The following is a 13,853-nucleotide window of genomic DNA, read 5'->3' on the forward strand; positions in this document are numbered from 1 at the left end:
TACTCATGGTTATTCTCCCGAATTTTTGTTTTCAGCTGCAGCCGCTGGTGGAGCCGCAGGTGTCGCACTTCAGGCAGGTGCCGTTGCGCACCATAGTGAAGTTGCCGCATTCCGAGCAGCTCTCGCCTTCGTAACCCTTCATCCGGGCCTGAGCGATCTGCTGAGCCGCGGTTTTCACCTGTGGGGCAGGGGCCGAGGTCACTTCAACTGCTGCTGCAGCTTCGGCACCACGGGCGAAAGCCGTTGCGACGGCAGAGGTCTGGGCAGCGATTGTTGTGCCGAGTTCCACTTTCACAGCTTCGGTGATCTCGCCGGAAGGCTCGTTGCCGGCGACGAGACGGAAACGCTCTGTCTGGCCGCGGACGAGGCCGTGGGAAACCACACCGCCGGAGCTGCCCTTGTCCATGGTCTTGACCGCGCCAGCGCTGACCGGGCCGCTGAAAGCTTCCGGCGGGACGTGGGCAAGGTCGTGACGACCGAGATAGGAGACTGCCAGTTCGCGGAACACGTAGTCGAGTATCGACGTGGCGTTCTTGATCGCGTCGTTGCCCTGGACCATGCCGGCCGGTTCGAACTTGGTGAAGGTGAACGCGTCGACATATTCCTCGAGCGGCACACCGTATTGCAGACCAAGCGAAACCGAGATCGCGAAGTTGTTGATGAATGCCCGGAGCGCAGACCCTTCCTTGTTCATGTCGAGGAAGATTTCGCCAAGGCGGCCATCGTCATATTCGCCGGTGCGCAGGAAGATGGTGTGACCACCGATCTTTGCCTTCTGGGTGTAGCCCTTGCGGCGGGTCGGCAGTTTTTCCTGTTCGCGGACAACGCGTTCGACGATCCGCTCGACGATGCGTTCGGCAACCACTTCGGCCTTTGCAGCCATCGGCTTGGCGGCCAGAGCCTCGAGGGCCTCGTCCTCGTCTTCGTCCTCATCGGCCAGTAGCTGGGCGTTGAGCGGCTGGGACAGTTTGGAGCCGTCGCGGTAAAGGGCATTCGCCTTGAGCGCGAGTTTCCAGGACAGCATGTAGGCTTCCTTGCAGTCCTCCACCGTCGCATCGTTCGGCATGTTGATCGTCTTGGAGATCGCGCCGGAGATGAACGGCTGGGCCGCTGCCATCATGCGGATGTGGCTTTCCACCGACAGGAAGCGTTTGCCGATACGGCCGCAGGGGTTGGCGCAGTCGAAGACCGGATAATGCTCTTCCTTCAGGAAGGGCGCGCCTTCCAGGGTCATCGCACCACACACGTGGGTGTTGGCGGCTTCGATGTCAGCCTTGGAGTAGCCGAGGAAGGTCAGGAGATCGAACTCCGGATCTTCCAGCTGCTCGTCGGTAACGCCGAGCGCCTTCATCTGCTCGTCGCCGAGGGTCCAGCGGTTGAAGACGAACTTGATGTCAAAGGCCGACTTCATGCCGTCCTTCAGCTTGGTCAGGCTCTCGTCGGTGAAACCCTTGGTCTTCAGTGCGGACGGGTTGACGCCCGGTGCCTGATCGATGGAGCCATGGCCAACGGCGTAGGCTTCGATCTCGCCAATCTCGCTTTCGGTGTAACCGAGCTTGCGCAGGGCTTCAGGAACAGCGCGGTTGATGATCTTGAAGTAGCCGCCGCCGGCCAGCTTCTTGAACTTCACCAGCGCAAAGTCAGGCTCGATACCGGTGGTGTCGCAGTCCATGACCAGACCGATGGTGCCGGTCGGGGCAATAACGGTGGACTGGGCGTTGCGGTAGCCGTTCTTCTCGCCAAGCTCAAGGGCGCGATCCCAGGCCTTCTTGGCCCGCTCGACGATCACCTGATCCGGGCAGGAAACATGGTCAAGAGCAACCGGAGCCGTGTTGAGGCCTTCGTAGCCGTCCGCTTCGCCGTAGGCGGCGCGGCGGTGGTTGCGCATGACACGCAGCATGTGGCTTGCGTTTTTCTTGTAGCCCGGGAAGGCGCCGAGTTCGCCTGCCATTTCAGCGGAAGTGGCATAGGCAACACCGGTCATGACCGCGGTGAGGGCGCCGCAAAGTGCACGGCCTTCGTCGCTGTCGTACGGAATGCCGGAGGTCATCAGCAGGCCGCCGATGTTGGCATAGCCGAGACCAAGGGTGCGGAACTTGTAGGACAGTTCTGCAATTTCCTTGGACGGGAACTGAGCCATCAGCACCGAGACTTCCAGAACAATGGTCCACAGGCGGACGGCATGTTCGTAGTTGTCGATGTCGAAGGACCGGTCTTCCCGGCGGAACTGCATCAGGTTCAGGGACGCCAGGTTACAGGCCGTGTCGTCCAGGAACATGTATTCCGAGCATGGGTTGGATGCGCGGATTTCGCCATCGGCAAGGCAGGTGTGCCAGTCGTTGATCGTGGTGTGGTACTGCAGGCCCGGATCAGCGGAAGCCCAGGCGGCATAGCCGATCTGTTCCCAAAGTTCCTTGGCCTTGACAGTCTTCAGAACGTCACCGGAGCGGCGGGCGGTCAGGTCCCAGGTGCTGTCGTCAACAACGGCGTTCAGGAAGCCGTCGGTCACACGCACCGAGTTGTTGGAGTTCTGTCCGGCAACCGTCAGATAGGCTTCGGAATCCCAGTCCGTGTTGAACGTCGGGAATTCGATCTTGGTGAAGCCCTGCTTTGCAAACTGGATGACGCGCTGGATGTAGTTTTCCGGCACCATCATTTTCTTGGCAGCACGGATTTCACGCTTCAGGGCCGGGTTCTTGGCCGGATCGAAGCAGTCGCCGTTGTCCGCCTCGCAGTTGACGCAGGCGCGCATGATTGCACCGAGGTGCTTCTGGCAGATCTTGGAACCGGTGACGAGCGCGGCCACCTTCTGCTCTTCCTTGACCTTCCAGTTGATGTATTCCTCGATATCCGGATGGTCGACATCGACAACGACCATCTTGGCCGCGCGGCGGGTGGTGCCGCCGGACTTGATCGCGCCGGCTGCCCGGTCGCCGATCTTCAGGAAGCTCATCAGGCCGGAGGATTTGCCGCCACCGGACAGGCGCTCGCCTTCTGCACGCACGTGGGAGAAGTTGGAGCCGGTGCCGGAGCCGTATTTGAACAGGCGTGCTTCGCGAACCCAAAGGTCCATGATGCCGCCTTCGTTCACCAGGTCGTCGCCGACGGACTGGATGAAACAGGCATGCGGCTGCGGATGCTCATAGGCGCTCTTGGACTTGACGAGCTTGCCGGTCTGGAAGTCGACATAGAAGTGACCCTGGCCCGGGCCGTCGATGCCGTAGGCCCAATGCAGGCCGGTGTTGAACCACTGCGGAGAGTTCGGCGCCACCTTCTGGGTCGCCAGCATGTAACGCAGTTCGTCGTAGAAGGCCTGGGCGTCGGATTCCTTGTCGAAATAGCCGCCCTTCCAGCCCCAGTAGGTCCAGGTGCCGGCTAGACGATCAAAGACCTGACGACCGTCAATTTCAGAGCCGTAGCGCTCGTCCTCGGGCAGGTCTGCCAGTGCGGCCTCATCGGCCTCATGGCGCCACAGCCAGGACGGCACGGTGTTTTCTTCTACGGCCTTCAGCTTGGCGGGCACGCCGGCCTTGCGGAAATACTTCTGAGCCAGAATGTCGGACGCGACCTGTGAAAACTGGGTCGGGACCTGAATGTTCTCAAGACGGAACACGATGGATCCATCAGGATTCCGGATTTCGCTGGTAGCGTTCCGGAATTCTACGCTGGCGTAAGGCGATTGACCTTCCTTGGTGTAGCGCCGCTCGATCCGCATCTTCTCAAGTCCCCTTTTAGATTACAGCCGGTTCCCCCGAACCGGGCTTGACCGCATTGCATCCGAACTGGCGTGGCCGCCTGTCTCTGTTCTCGAATGCCGCCCTGCAAGTTACAGGCTTCGAGCCTGTATGTAGCGTATCTTGTGTTTCTATCCACTATATATAGTGGTCATCAACAGGTTTGTCACGACATGCGCCTTGAAGTCGGCACAACAAAACCCGTCTCCCGGCTTTGGGGTCAAAGACCTGGAGCGGTACTCTTGGATACTGATGGTTCTGGATGACCGGAGCGCCCGGATAGGCACCCGACTACGCACATCGCAATGATGAGAAACTAATGTAAACGAATTCTTAAGGTCAAGGACCGAGTGACAACAGCTAGTGCCTGGATTGTGGGCAAACGCAAAATCTTGTGTGGTCGTGTGGATAATGGGGAACGGAGCGGGGACAGCGTTTTAGCAAGGGATTTAGCGCTTGCTTTCCCGGCGAAGGAGTGCCCGCCAGGAAGGCACAAGACCCTGTGGATGACGATAGACCGCATTTTATGAAAATTTGAAGAAAATGGCGATGATCGATTTCAACCGGGTTTAAGCCGGGTCTGGTTTCATGGTGGCGGGATAGGGGAAAAAGGTCCGCATTTCATGAAACATCACGCCGCATTCGGACTAGCGATGGAGGACATCGATGCTGTCGTCGTCGAGGACAGCAAACCGATGCAGACGATTCTCCGTTCGATATTGCTCAGCTTCAAGGTTGCGCGCGTGCGGGTGTTCGATTCGGTCGACGAAGCGCTCGAGGCAAGTCTCGCAGAACCACCCAACGTGATTCTCACCGACTGGCGCATGGCGCCGACATCGGGCTATCAATTCCTGCGTCTGGTGCGGCATCGGCACATGGAGCCGCTTTGTTATGTGCCGATTCTCTTCATTACGGCACATGGCACGCGGCCGCTGGTCGACAAGGCCTTGCGGGCAGGTGCGCACCATGTGCTGGTCAAGCCGGTTTCGCCGTCGACGCTTTTCAAGCGCCTCAAGTGGCTTCTTGCCGACGACCGGCCGATGATCCTGGAGAACTCCGGCTTCTACAATATCTATGGCATTCAAAAGGCCATGGATGAACAAGCGGAAAAGATGCAGTCGCTTGCCGGGGCCCGGCTGCACCACCGCGTTGCCACGCAAAAGCGTGCGGAAGTGGAAGGAGCCGTTGAGGCGGCGTTCGAAACCAAGGAAGAAGAGCCGGAAAAGGTCTTCGCCGGTGTGAAGAAGGAAGCGCCTCCCAAGCAGCATTCCGCCGCCGCCAAACATATTCGCAATGCCGGCTTTGCGCCCTTCAAGGGTTTGAAACTTCACTGAAGCAGTCTGTTCGTGACCACCTGGGAGCGGTGTGCACCGGGCGTGACTGCGGCAATCGGCCCGCAGGCGCAAAATCCCGTTCTTTTCTGGCTGCCAAGTCTGGACAGACGCGGCCGTTGTCGCCATAGTCCGCGAAATTCCGTCCTGTCATGTTGGCGGGGCAACGGATGTTTCCGACTTGCAATCAAGGGACCTTCAAAGGGCCATGAAAACTCTGCTGCTAGAATTGTTCACCTGGTGGAACAGCCAGACAATGGGCACCCGCTTCTTCACGTGGCGCAAGGGTGAGTTTGTCGGTGAGGACGAGTTCGGTAACAAGTACTACAAGGAACGCGCAGGCAAGAAGCGCTGGGTGATCTACAACGGCCTTGCCGAAGCCTCTGCCATTCCTGCGGGCTGGCACGGCTGGATGCATCACCGTGTTGACACGCCGCCGTCCGAAGAAACCTATCACGCCAAACATTGGCAGCTGGGTCACAAGGCCAATCCGACGGGCACACCGGCCGCTTACCGGCCGCACGGTTCCATCCTGACCCCGGAAAAGCGTCCTGACGTGACCGGCGATTACGAAGCCTGGACCCCGGGCAGCTGATCACCGCGCATTGCGAAAATCAGGAATGAGATAAGCCCCGCAATTGCGGGGCTTTTTTTGTTCAAGGACGGTCAAAGGTTCGAAAGCCGAACGGTATAACAGATGCGGCTGGCTTGAATGTTGTCAGCTGAGGCAAATTCAGACTATCAGCGTTGATGGTTCGTTTTTCATGGTCGGTATACATAATACTTTTCTGCAATTGTTAGTATATATTTCGATATAATTTGCTTTCCATATTATTTATTTGTGATTTGAGGCACATTACGCAGGGTAAAATGATATAAAAGAGGATTTGTATTAGTATTATTCAAGGAGCGGACAAATGGACCAGGAATGGATGAAGCTCCAGGAGTTGAGCAACCGTCTTAACAATGTCTGCAAACCGGCCTGGGAAAATATTCTGATCAAGACAGGCAGCAGTTATGTAAACGCCGATGAGGCTGTTCGAAAGCTTTTGCCGAAAGGCTACGATACAGAGCCAGGCTGGGCCTGGACGGCGTTGAAGGCCACCATGAAAGGTCCCCTGGCTGCCGTGATCACCAATCCGGTGGCAGCAGGAATAGCGACTTTCTACATCATAGATGCCGTCAAGGGCGAAAAAGAACCGCTTCCGTCACCACCGCAGTTTGATACCGATCCGCAAAAATATCTTCAGTACATCAAGTTTCACTACAATCTGGTCTACATCAGCTCCACTCAGAAGATACTGAAAATGCAGGAAGCCGCGCGATCTGGTGGGGCGGTCAATATCGAGCAGCTCCGGCGGTCGCTGGAGCGGTCTCCATTCGCGCATGTGCCGCGAGGCTACAAGTGGTTCAAGCACGACAAACTGGAGGAAAACATCGAAGCCGGTTTGTGGGCGATTTGGCTGACTAACCTCACCAGCGATCACAAATTGGAGCAGGTTGCGCGCGCGATGGGGGAAGATGACCGACACAATGCCAGCGGCGCGGCTCGAAAGTCCGACGGGAAATACCGTCACCACCTGTGGCAGAGACTGAAGGACCTTGGAGCGTTCGACCGGGCCTATTCGGGCGGCGTGAAGAAGCGTGACAATGCCAAATCCACCGATGTTTTCATGGGTAGCGGCACGCCATCTTACGAATATGAATTCTGGCTCAAGATAGCCCGGGATTTCTGGGCAAAAAATCAGTCACCGACGGAATTGTTTTATATCGCCCTGGAGGAACCGGCAGCCGAACTGGCTTTCCGGAACGCCATGAGGACGTTTGAATCGCAAGATTTTACGCACAGAATGAGCGCTTTCCTTTCGCCGTCCTGGTCGAAAATTCGCGATATGGTCGGCACCGGCAAAGGCGGAAAGAACTGAGCACGTTTCGCTGATTTATGACGCCGGAGAGGGTTCTTTCGCCCATTGACAGAGAGAGACTGGCTGGCGACGACACGTCTGAAAGCCACGGCATTGCCGGAGCCATTCCGGTCTGTTGCTGGCTGGCTGGTCCTGCTTTGGCGGTGACGAATTAGGCTCGCAAGCAAGAAGACCTAACGCTCGTACCAACTATCGAGCACTGCCAAAACCTCCTCACCACTGGCTTGAGGTGACAGGGCGTAGAAATCGGTTTCCAGCTTCAGAGCTTCGCTGAGCAGTTCGTTATAGGCAGCTTGAGGAACTTCCTCGGTGCCGAATTTGCTGAGGTGCTCGGTTACGAACTGAGTATCGAGCAGGGAATAGCCGCCGACGATCAGCCGGGCAACCAGATGTGCTAGGCACACCTTGGAAGCGTCGGTGCGGAAGGTGAACATGCTCTCGCCGAAAAAGGCGCCGTTCAGGCTGACACCGTAAAGCCCGCCGACAAGTTCGCCGTCCTGCCAGGCTTCAATGGTGTGGCAATAGCCCATGTCGAAAAGCTCGCCGTAGAGGCGCCTGATCTCCCGGTTGATCCAGGTCTTCTGACGTCCGGGCATGGGCTCGGCACAGCCATCGATAACACCCTGAAAATCCGTGCTGACCCGCACCTCGAACACGTCGTTGCGAATCGTCCGGCGCAGGCGGCGAGGCAGGTGAAAGTTGTTGAGGGGAAGGATGCCGCGACGCTCTGGCTCCAGCCAGAAGAGGCCAGGATCGTCGGCAGATTCTGCCATCGGAAACAGGCCGCAGGCATAGGCTTTCAACAGCACCTGCGGTGTGATTTCCATGATGATGTCGTCTTTGTAACCAGCCATGAGGCCTCACTCACCAGGCGGGATGAGCAGATCAGCAGGTGTCGACTTGAGCACCCAAAATCTGATCGGCCGGAGTGCCGGAGCACCTCATGCGCATTCCTTGGAACACGCGATGCTCCCGGCACTCGTCCCAGGATCCGGTCAGCTGGACTTCTTCGCCAGATATTGTTCCAGCCAGTGGATGTCGTACTGACCGTTCGCTATGTCCTGATTTTCCACCAGATCGCGGAAAAGCGGAATAGTCGACTTGATTTCGTCAACCACAAATTCGTCCAGGCAACGACGCAGACGCATCATGCATTCCACGCGGTTACGGCCATGAACGATCAGCTTGCCGATCAGACTGTCATAGTAGGGCGGGATCTTGTAGCCCTGATAGACACCGCTGTCGACGCGAACACCCAGACCGCCCGGCGGGTGGTAATAGGTGATTGTGCCCGGTGACGGCGTGAAGTTGACCGGATCTTCCGCATTGATGCGGCATTCGATGGCGTGGCCTTCGAACGTGATGTCGTCCTGGGTCATGTCAAGTGAACCGCCAGCGGCGATGCGGATCTGCTCGTTGACGAGGTCGATACCGGTGATCATCTCCGTAACAGGGTGTTCCACCTGCAGACGGGTGTTCATTTCAATGAAATAGAACTCGCCGTTCTCATAGAGGAATTCAACCGTGCCGACGCCGCGATATTTCAGCTTGCGCATGGCAGCAGCGACAATCTCGCCGATTTCCTTGCGCTGGCTGGCATTGAGGCTCGGGGAGGGAGCTTCTTCGAGCACCTTCTGGTGGCGGCGCTGCAGCGAGCAGTCGCGTTCACCGAGGTGAACCGCATTGCCCTTGCCATCGCCCAGAACCTGGATCTCGATATGCCGAGGCTTGCCGAGATATTTTTCCATATAGAGCGCGTCGTCGCCGAAGGCAGCCTTTGCTTCGGAACGTGCCGTGGACAGGGCAGTATCGAGTTCGGCTTCGGTGCGGGCAACCTTCATGCCGCGGCCACCGCCACCTGCTGCTGCCTTTACCAGAACCGGGTAGCCGATCTCGCGGGCGATCGCGTGGGCGTCGTCACCAGCCGTCACCGCACCATCGGAACCAGGAACAACCGGGATGCCGAGGTCCTTGGCCGTCTGCTTGGCCTGGATCTTGTCACCCATGATGCGAATGTGTTCAGCGGTCGGTCCGATGAATTCGATGCCGTGGGCTTCAAGGATTTCCGCGAAACGGGCGTTTTCCGACAGGAAGCCGTAACCCGGATGGACGGCATCCGCTCCGGTGATTTCACAAGCCGCAAGAAGCTGCGGGATGTTCAGGTAGCTGTCACGTGCGGCAGGCGGACCAATGCAGACGCTTTCGTCTGCCAGGCGCACATGCATCGCATCCGCATCAGCGGTGGAGTGAACCGCAACGGTGGAGATGCCGAGCTCTTTACAGGCGCGCAGGATGCGCAGGGCGATCTCGCCGCGGTTGGCAATGAGAATCTTGGAGAACATGGCCACAACGGCTCCTTATTCGACGATAATAAGCGGTTCGCCGAATTCCACCGGCTGAGCGTCGTCCACAAGGATCTGCTTGACGGTGCCCGCCTTGGTGGCAGGAATGTGGTTCATGGTTTTCATGGCTTCGATGATCAGGATCGTCTGACCTTCCACCACCTTGTCGCCAACCTGAATGAAGGCAGGCGCGCCCGGTTCGGCGGCGAGATAGGCCGTGCCGACCATTGGCGAGGTTACGGTTGTGCCGGCGTGGGCCGGTTCGGCGGCAGGCGCTGCTGCTGCCGGGGAAGCCGCTGCGGCCGGTGCTGTCGGTGCGGCCATAGGTGCTGCAACGTTCACCGGTGCGCTGATCGTCATCTGACGGGCCACGCGAATGCGCGTGTCACCCTGTTCCAGTTCGATTTCCGAGAGATTTGTCTCATCCAGGAGAACGGCGAGGTCCCGGATCAGGGCCGTGTCGAATTTCTTGTTATCATTACGCATCATGTTTGGCTCTCATACTCGGTCCGCAAGACGCGCAGCTGGCCGGCTCGCCGGGCGACCGCTCCATACCGGGATGGGGTCAGACCCGAAATATCCAGCCCTGCAACTCGATCAGGGTCCGTAAGGCCGGGGCCGCAACCACGCTCTTGCTCCGCCGTTGTTGGGCGGACAAAGATCTTCGGCCCGTCTCTTCCTGGAGGCGAGCCACGCTTCTTATAGGGATTCAATTGGAACAGGAAAACCCCCGATTTCTCACTGACATGAGGAATGGGGGTTTCCAACAGGCAAGTGAACGCCGAAACACTGTTTCGGCTCACCGGTTCAGCAAGTGGTCTCGCCGCAATTCTGCAGCGCGTCGAGCTTCTGGCTCAGTTCTTCATAACCGACCGCGCCCATGACCACGTCGTTGCCGACGACATAGGACGGAGTGCCGGTCAAGCCGAGACGGTTGGCCAGGGAGTAGACTTCTTCAATCGTCTGGCCGGCTTCGTCCGTTTTCATGGACGCCAGGAGATCGTCTTCCGAAATGCCGACGGACGTCGCTGCGGCGAGGGCGCTGGCCCGGTTCGCCTGTCCGCGGCTCAGCAGCAGCTTTTCATGGAATTCGCCGTATTTCTCTGGCGCCACAGCGTTGACCGCGACAGCCACCTGGGCCGCTTCGACAGAGCCCTGACCGAGAACCGGGAATTCCTTCAGGACGACTTTAAGGTCGGGGTTTTCATCGATCAGCTTGACCATGTCGCCGTGCGCGCGCTTGCAGTAGCCGCAGTTGTAATCGAAGAACTCGACCAGGGTAACAGACCCTTCCGGATTGCCCAGCACCACCTGCCGTGACGAATTGAAAAGAACGTCGGCGCTTTCGTTGAGGGCTTCTACGCGCGCAACTTCTGCAGCTTCCTTTTCACGGCGATCGAGTTCGGTCAGCGCTTCGGCAATCACTTCAGGATGCTCAAGCAGGTATTCCCGCACGATTTTTTCAATCTCACCGCGGTTCAGATCCTGAGCGGCAACCGGGCCAGCCAGCAGGGTAAATGCAAGCGCGCAAGCCGACAGGACGCGCAGCAGCATCGGCGGGCAGAGCGACCCGGTCTTCAGGATCTGGATCTTCGGGGAAGTGTCGGTCATTCAAGGCTCCTCAGGTAACCGTCATTCGTTCAAACGGGACCCATACGTGTCTGAGATATCAGCGGCCGTTGTTAGGCAGATTAGGTGGGTTGTACGCTACAATGTCGTCCGCTTGAAGCCATGCCGGCGTTCCTCTCTTCAAACTTTTTTGAGCACGCGCCGCGTAGCGTTTTGCAGCCTGGAAGTCGCCACTCACCATCAGGCCTTTCGCAGTTGCCAAATCAGCTTCCGCACGCTCACCCTGGCGGCCGTGGGCAATGGCCAGCTGGCTGTAGGCAACGCCCGAGTTCTGGTCCCGCTGGATCGCCTCTTTCAAGATGCGTTCTGCCTCCGGCAGATTGGATTTGTCGTTCGAAGCGACCAATGCATACCCGAGCCAGGTGAGGAACTGCGGTTCGGTTGGTTTGAACGACAGAGCCTTACGGAAGGGCGCGATCGCGCCTTTGGGATCGCCACCTTCGATCAAGGCCTGCCCCTTGAGCTCGTAATAGTAGGGGTTGTTCGGCTGCGTGCGGATCAGGGCGTCTATCTCCTTGACCGCGCCTTTCCCTCGGCTCTTCATTGCGGCAATGGCGCGTGCGTATTGGGCCTGGGGGCTTTTGTCGCTACGCGGATAGGCTCGCAGGGTGGCGGACGGATGGCTGGTGAAGGCGAACAGCTTGGCCCGTACCATGTCGTGCCGGTATTGCAGCACATAGTCTTCCGGCTGGTTGAAGTATTTCGATTTCTGCGCGTCGGTCGCCAGACTGTTGTAGCGGTCCTGTGCCATCGGGTGGCTCTGGGCATAAGGGTCGGCGAACTTGCGCGTGAACATCTGCTGTTCCGACATGCGCTCGAAGGTCTTCAGCAGGCCGCGTGGGCTTTGTCCGGTGGCATTCAGGTATTTGAGTGCGGCCCGGTCGGCTGCGGCTTCTTCGCCGCGTTGATAGGACAGGAACGACCGCTGGCCGACGGACCCCGAGCCCATGATCACAGCACCACCGCCCGAAGCAACCTCACCGGATCCGGAGGCTGCCCCGGCTGCCGCAGCACCCGCACCGAGAATCATGCCGATGACAGAGATGATCTGGGCATTGGCGGCAGCGGCACGCAGGCGCACGAGATGACGACCGGCGATGTGGCCCGATTCATGGGCAATCACGCCAATCACTTCACCGGGCGTTTCCGATTCCATGATGACACCGATGTTGATGAACATCCTGCGGCTGTCGGGAACAAAAGCGTTGAAGCTCTTGTCGTTGACCAGAATGATTTCCGGTTCTGAATTGGAAATGCCGGCCGCCTTGAAGATCGGCGTCGCATAGTCCTTCAGAAGATGTTCCGTTTCTGCATCGCGCACGAGAGGCAGGCTGCGCCCCTGTGCCATCGCTGGTACCGAAACAAGAGGCAGGGCGAGGGCGCTTGCACAGGCAAGTGCGACCGCTTTACGCGCCAGGCTGCGAGGAAAATCGATTTTCAAAATGGCGGAACCAGGCACAGGTGCAAAACTCCAATCCGGACCGGAACGCTTTCCAGGCTCATCTTTGCTCAGATGTTATCCTGGGACATGGATGTGTGGCGAAGGTATGGAGGTGTGCGATGCGGGTCAAGGAAGCCGGCATGACAAAAAGGTAAGGTGCTGGGCCGTTGTCGTGCCGGAACAGCCCAAAAGTTGCAACTGGCCGCACGCGTTGCATCGGATGGAAAAATCCGCGATAGGGTGAAGCCAGTTTCTCAGCCGGATTTTCAGGACACATGAACCAGCCTCTTTTTCAGCCGTCTCGCCGCAGTGACGTTGCCCCCTTCATCGCAATGGATGTTCTTGCCGAAGCGGCACGTCTGGAAGCGCAGGGGCGCAAGATCATTCATATGGAAGTCGGGCAGCCATCGGCCCCGGCGCCCAGAGCTGCGTTGGATATGGCGAGAAAAGCTCTGGATCACGGTCGTCTCGGCTACACCGAAGCGCTTGGCATCCGCCCGTTGCGCGAGGCATTGGCCGCGCATTATCGCAAGGCCTATGGCGTCGACGTGCCTGTCGAGCGGATCATGGCTACCACGGGCTCATCCGCCGGTTTCAATCTCGCCTTCCTTGCCGCGTTTGATCCCGGGGACCGAATTGTCCTGACGGCTCCAGGTTATCCGGCCTATCGCAACATCCTCAAAGCCCTTGGTCTTGTTGCGGTCGAGATCGAAGTCGGGGAGGAAACCCGGTGGAGCCTGACGCCGGCGCATCTGGAAGAGGCTCAAAAAGAAGGTCCTGTGAAAGGCGTCCTGGTTGCCAGTCCGGCCAATCCGACCGGTACGATGATGACCGCCGATGCGCTGGAAGACCTGATCCGCTATTGTGACGAGGCGGGTATATGGTTCATCTCGGATGAGATCTACCATGGGCTTTGCTACGACGGTGAAGAGAAGACCGCGCTGGAAACATCGCAGAACGTCATTATCGTCAACAGTTTCTCGAAATACTATTGCATGACCGGCTGGCGCATTGGCTGGCTGGTGTTGCCGGAACAACTGGTGCGCCCAACAGAGCGGATTGCCCAGAGCCTCTATATTTCTCCACCGGAGCTGTCCCAGATCGCTGCGGGAGCAGCACTCAATTCGGTTCAGGAACTGGAAGCGGTCAAGGCAGGGTATGCTGCCAACCGCGCCTTGCTTCTCGACGGGTTGCCGAAAATCGGTCTCGACAAGCTGTTGCCGGTAGACGGGGCCTTTTACATCTATGCAGACATAAGCCGGTTCAGCTCGGACAGTCTCGATTTCGCCAGGCGTATGCTGCACGAGGCGGGTGTCGCGGCAACGCCCGGTGTCGATTTCGATCCCGCGCACGGTCATGAGTTCTTGCGCTTTTCCTTTGCAGGTGCGCATGACGATATGAAGTTGGCGCTTGAGAAGCTCAGGGGTTTTCTCAAAGCAGTCTGAGCATCG

10 protein-coding genes are annotated in these 13,853 nt (G+C 58.3%); 4 read left to right on the forward strand and 6 right to left on the reverse strand.

All coding sequences use genetic code 11. From position 1 onward, the window contains the following. Positions 1 to 31: 31 nt before the first annotated feature. Complete coding sequence (locus tag FIV03_RS19140) at positions 32 to 3,715, reverse strand: vitamin B12-dependent ribonucleotide reductase (RefSeq protein WP_152510638.1); 3,684 nt, start codon at positions 3,713 to 3,715, stop codon at positions 32 to 34. Positions 3,716 to 4,357: 642 nt separating this feature from the next. Here FIV03_RS19140 and FIV03_RS19145 point away from each other — a divergent pair. From FIV03_RS19145 to FIV03_RS19155, 3 genes are all read left to right on the forward strand, one after another. Continuing rightward, positions 4,358 to 5,068, forward strand: coding sequence for a response regulator (locus FIV03_RS19145; protein ID WP_209009711.1), 711 nt, complete (start codon positions 4,358 to 4,360; stop codon positions 5,066 to 5,068). Positions 5,069 to 5,273: 205 nt separating this feature from the next. Continuing rightward, positions 5,274 to 5,660 (forward strand): NADH:ubiquinone oxidoreductase subunit NDUFA12, encoded by a 387-nt coding sequence (locus FIV03_RS19150; RefSeq protein WP_152510639.1) that lies wholly within the window; start codon positions 5,274 to 5,276, stop codon positions 5,658 to 5,660. Positions 5,661 to 5,982: 322 nt separating this feature from the next. Then, on the forward strand, positions 5,983 to 6,990 hold the full coding sequence (locus tag FIV03_RS19155; protein WP_152510640.1) for a hypothetical protein: 1,008 nt from the start codon (positions 5,983 to 5,985) through the stop codon (positions 6,988 to 6,990). 173 nt (positions 6,991 to 7,163) lie between these two features. Here FIV03_RS19155 and aat read toward each other — a convergent pair whose 3' ends face one another. The 5 genes from aat to FIV03_RS19180 all read right to left on the reverse strand — a co-directional run bounded on the left by aat (position 7,164) and on the right by FIV03_RS19180 (position 12,420). Beyond that, positions 7,164 to 7,844: a leucyl/phenylalanyl-tRNA--protein transferase gene (gene aat / locus FIV03_RS19160; RefSeq protein WP_022998396.1), complete on the reverse strand. Its 681-nt coding sequence runs from the start codon at positions 7,842 to 7,844 to the stop codon at positions 7,164 to 7,166. A 141-nt stretch (positions 7,845 to 7,985) separates the two neighbouring features. Then, the gene (gene accC, locus FIV03_RS19165) at positions 7,986 to 9,332 is read right to left on the reverse strand and encodes an acetyl-CoA carboxylase biotin carboxylase subunit (RefSeq protein WP_022998397.1); all 1,347 of its coding nucleotides are present in this window, start codon (positions 9,330 to 9,332) and stop codon (positions 7,986 to 7,988) included. Between the two features lie 15 nt (positions 9,333 to 9,347). Continuing rightward, positions 9,348 to 9,818 carry an acetyl-CoA carboxylase biotin carboxyl carrier protein gene (accB, locus tag FIV03_RS19170; RefSeq protein WP_031268390.1) on the reverse strand — a complete coding sequence of 157 codons (471 nt, stop codon included), beginning with the start codon at positions 9,816 to 9,818 and terminating at the stop codon, positions 9,348 to 9,350. Between the two features lie 321 nt (positions 9,819 to 10,139). Continuing rightward, positions 10,140 to 10,943 carry a DsbA family protein gene (locus FIV03_RS19175; RefSeq protein ID WP_152510641.1) on the reverse strand — a complete coding sequence of 268 codons (804 nt, stop codon included), beginning with the start codon at positions 10,941 to 10,943 and terminating at the stop codon, positions 10,140 to 10,142. A 58-nt stretch (positions 10,944 to 11,001) separates the two neighbouring features. After that, the gene (locus FIV03_RS19180) at positions 11,002 to 12,420 is read right to left on the reverse strand and encodes a M48 family metalloprotease (protein ID WP_286202206.1); all 1,419 of its coding nucleotides are present in this window, start codon (positions 12,418 to 12,420) and stop codon (positions 11,002 to 11,004) included. Between the two features lie 257 nt (positions 12,421 to 12,677). Between FIV03_RS19180 and FIV03_RS19185 the strand changes: the two genes are divergently transcribed. Continuing rightward, positions 12,678 to 13,847, forward strand: coding sequence for a pyridoxal phosphate-dependent aminotransferase (locus FIV03_RS19185; RefSeq protein ID WP_152510642.1), 1,170 nt, complete (start codon positions 12,678 to 12,680; stop codon positions 13,845 to 13,847). Positions 13,848 to 13,853 lie beyond the last annotated feature (6 nt).

This window comes from Labrenzia sp. THAF187b (genome assembly GCF_009363375.1).
Classification (GTDB): Bacteria; Pseudomonadota; Alphaproteobacteria; order Rhizobiales; family Stappiaceae; genus Roseibium; species Roseibium algicola.

Coding starts and splice junctions, on each gene's coding strand:
- FIV03_RS19140 (WP_152510638.1), bottom strand. CDS start 3,715: ATGCGGATCGAGCGGCGCTACACCAAGGAAGGTCAATCGCCTTACGCC.
- FIV03_RS19145 (WP_209009711.1), top strand. CDS start 4,358: ATGAAACATCACGCCGCATTCGGACTAGCGATGGAGGACATCGATGCT.
- FIV03_RS19150 (WP_152510639.1), top strand. CDS start 5,274: ATGAAAACTCTGCTGCTAGAATTGTTCACCTGGTGGAACAGCCAGACA.
- FIV03_RS19155 (WP_152510640.1), top strand. CDS start 5,983: ATGGACCAGGAATGGATGAAGCTCCAGGAGTTGAGCAACCGTCTTAAC.
- aat (WP_022998396.1), bottom strand. CDS start 7,844: ATGGCTGGTTACAAAGACGACATCATCATGGAAATCACACCGCAGGTG.
- accC (WP_022998397.1), bottom strand. CDS start 9,332: ATGTTCTCCAAGATTCTCATTGCCAACCGCGGCGAGATCGCCCTGCGC.
- accB (WP_031268390.1), bottom strand. CDS start 9,818: ATGCGTAATGATAACAAGAAATTCGACACGGCCCTGATCCGGGACCTC.
- FIV03_RS19175 (WP_152510641.1), bottom strand. CDS start 10,943: ATGACCGACACTTCCCCGAAGATCCAGATCCTGAAGACCGGGTCGCTC.
- FIV03_RS19185 (WP_152510642.1), top strand. CDS start 12,678: ATGAACCAGCCTCTTTTTCAGCCGTCTCGCCGCAGTGACGTTGCCCCC.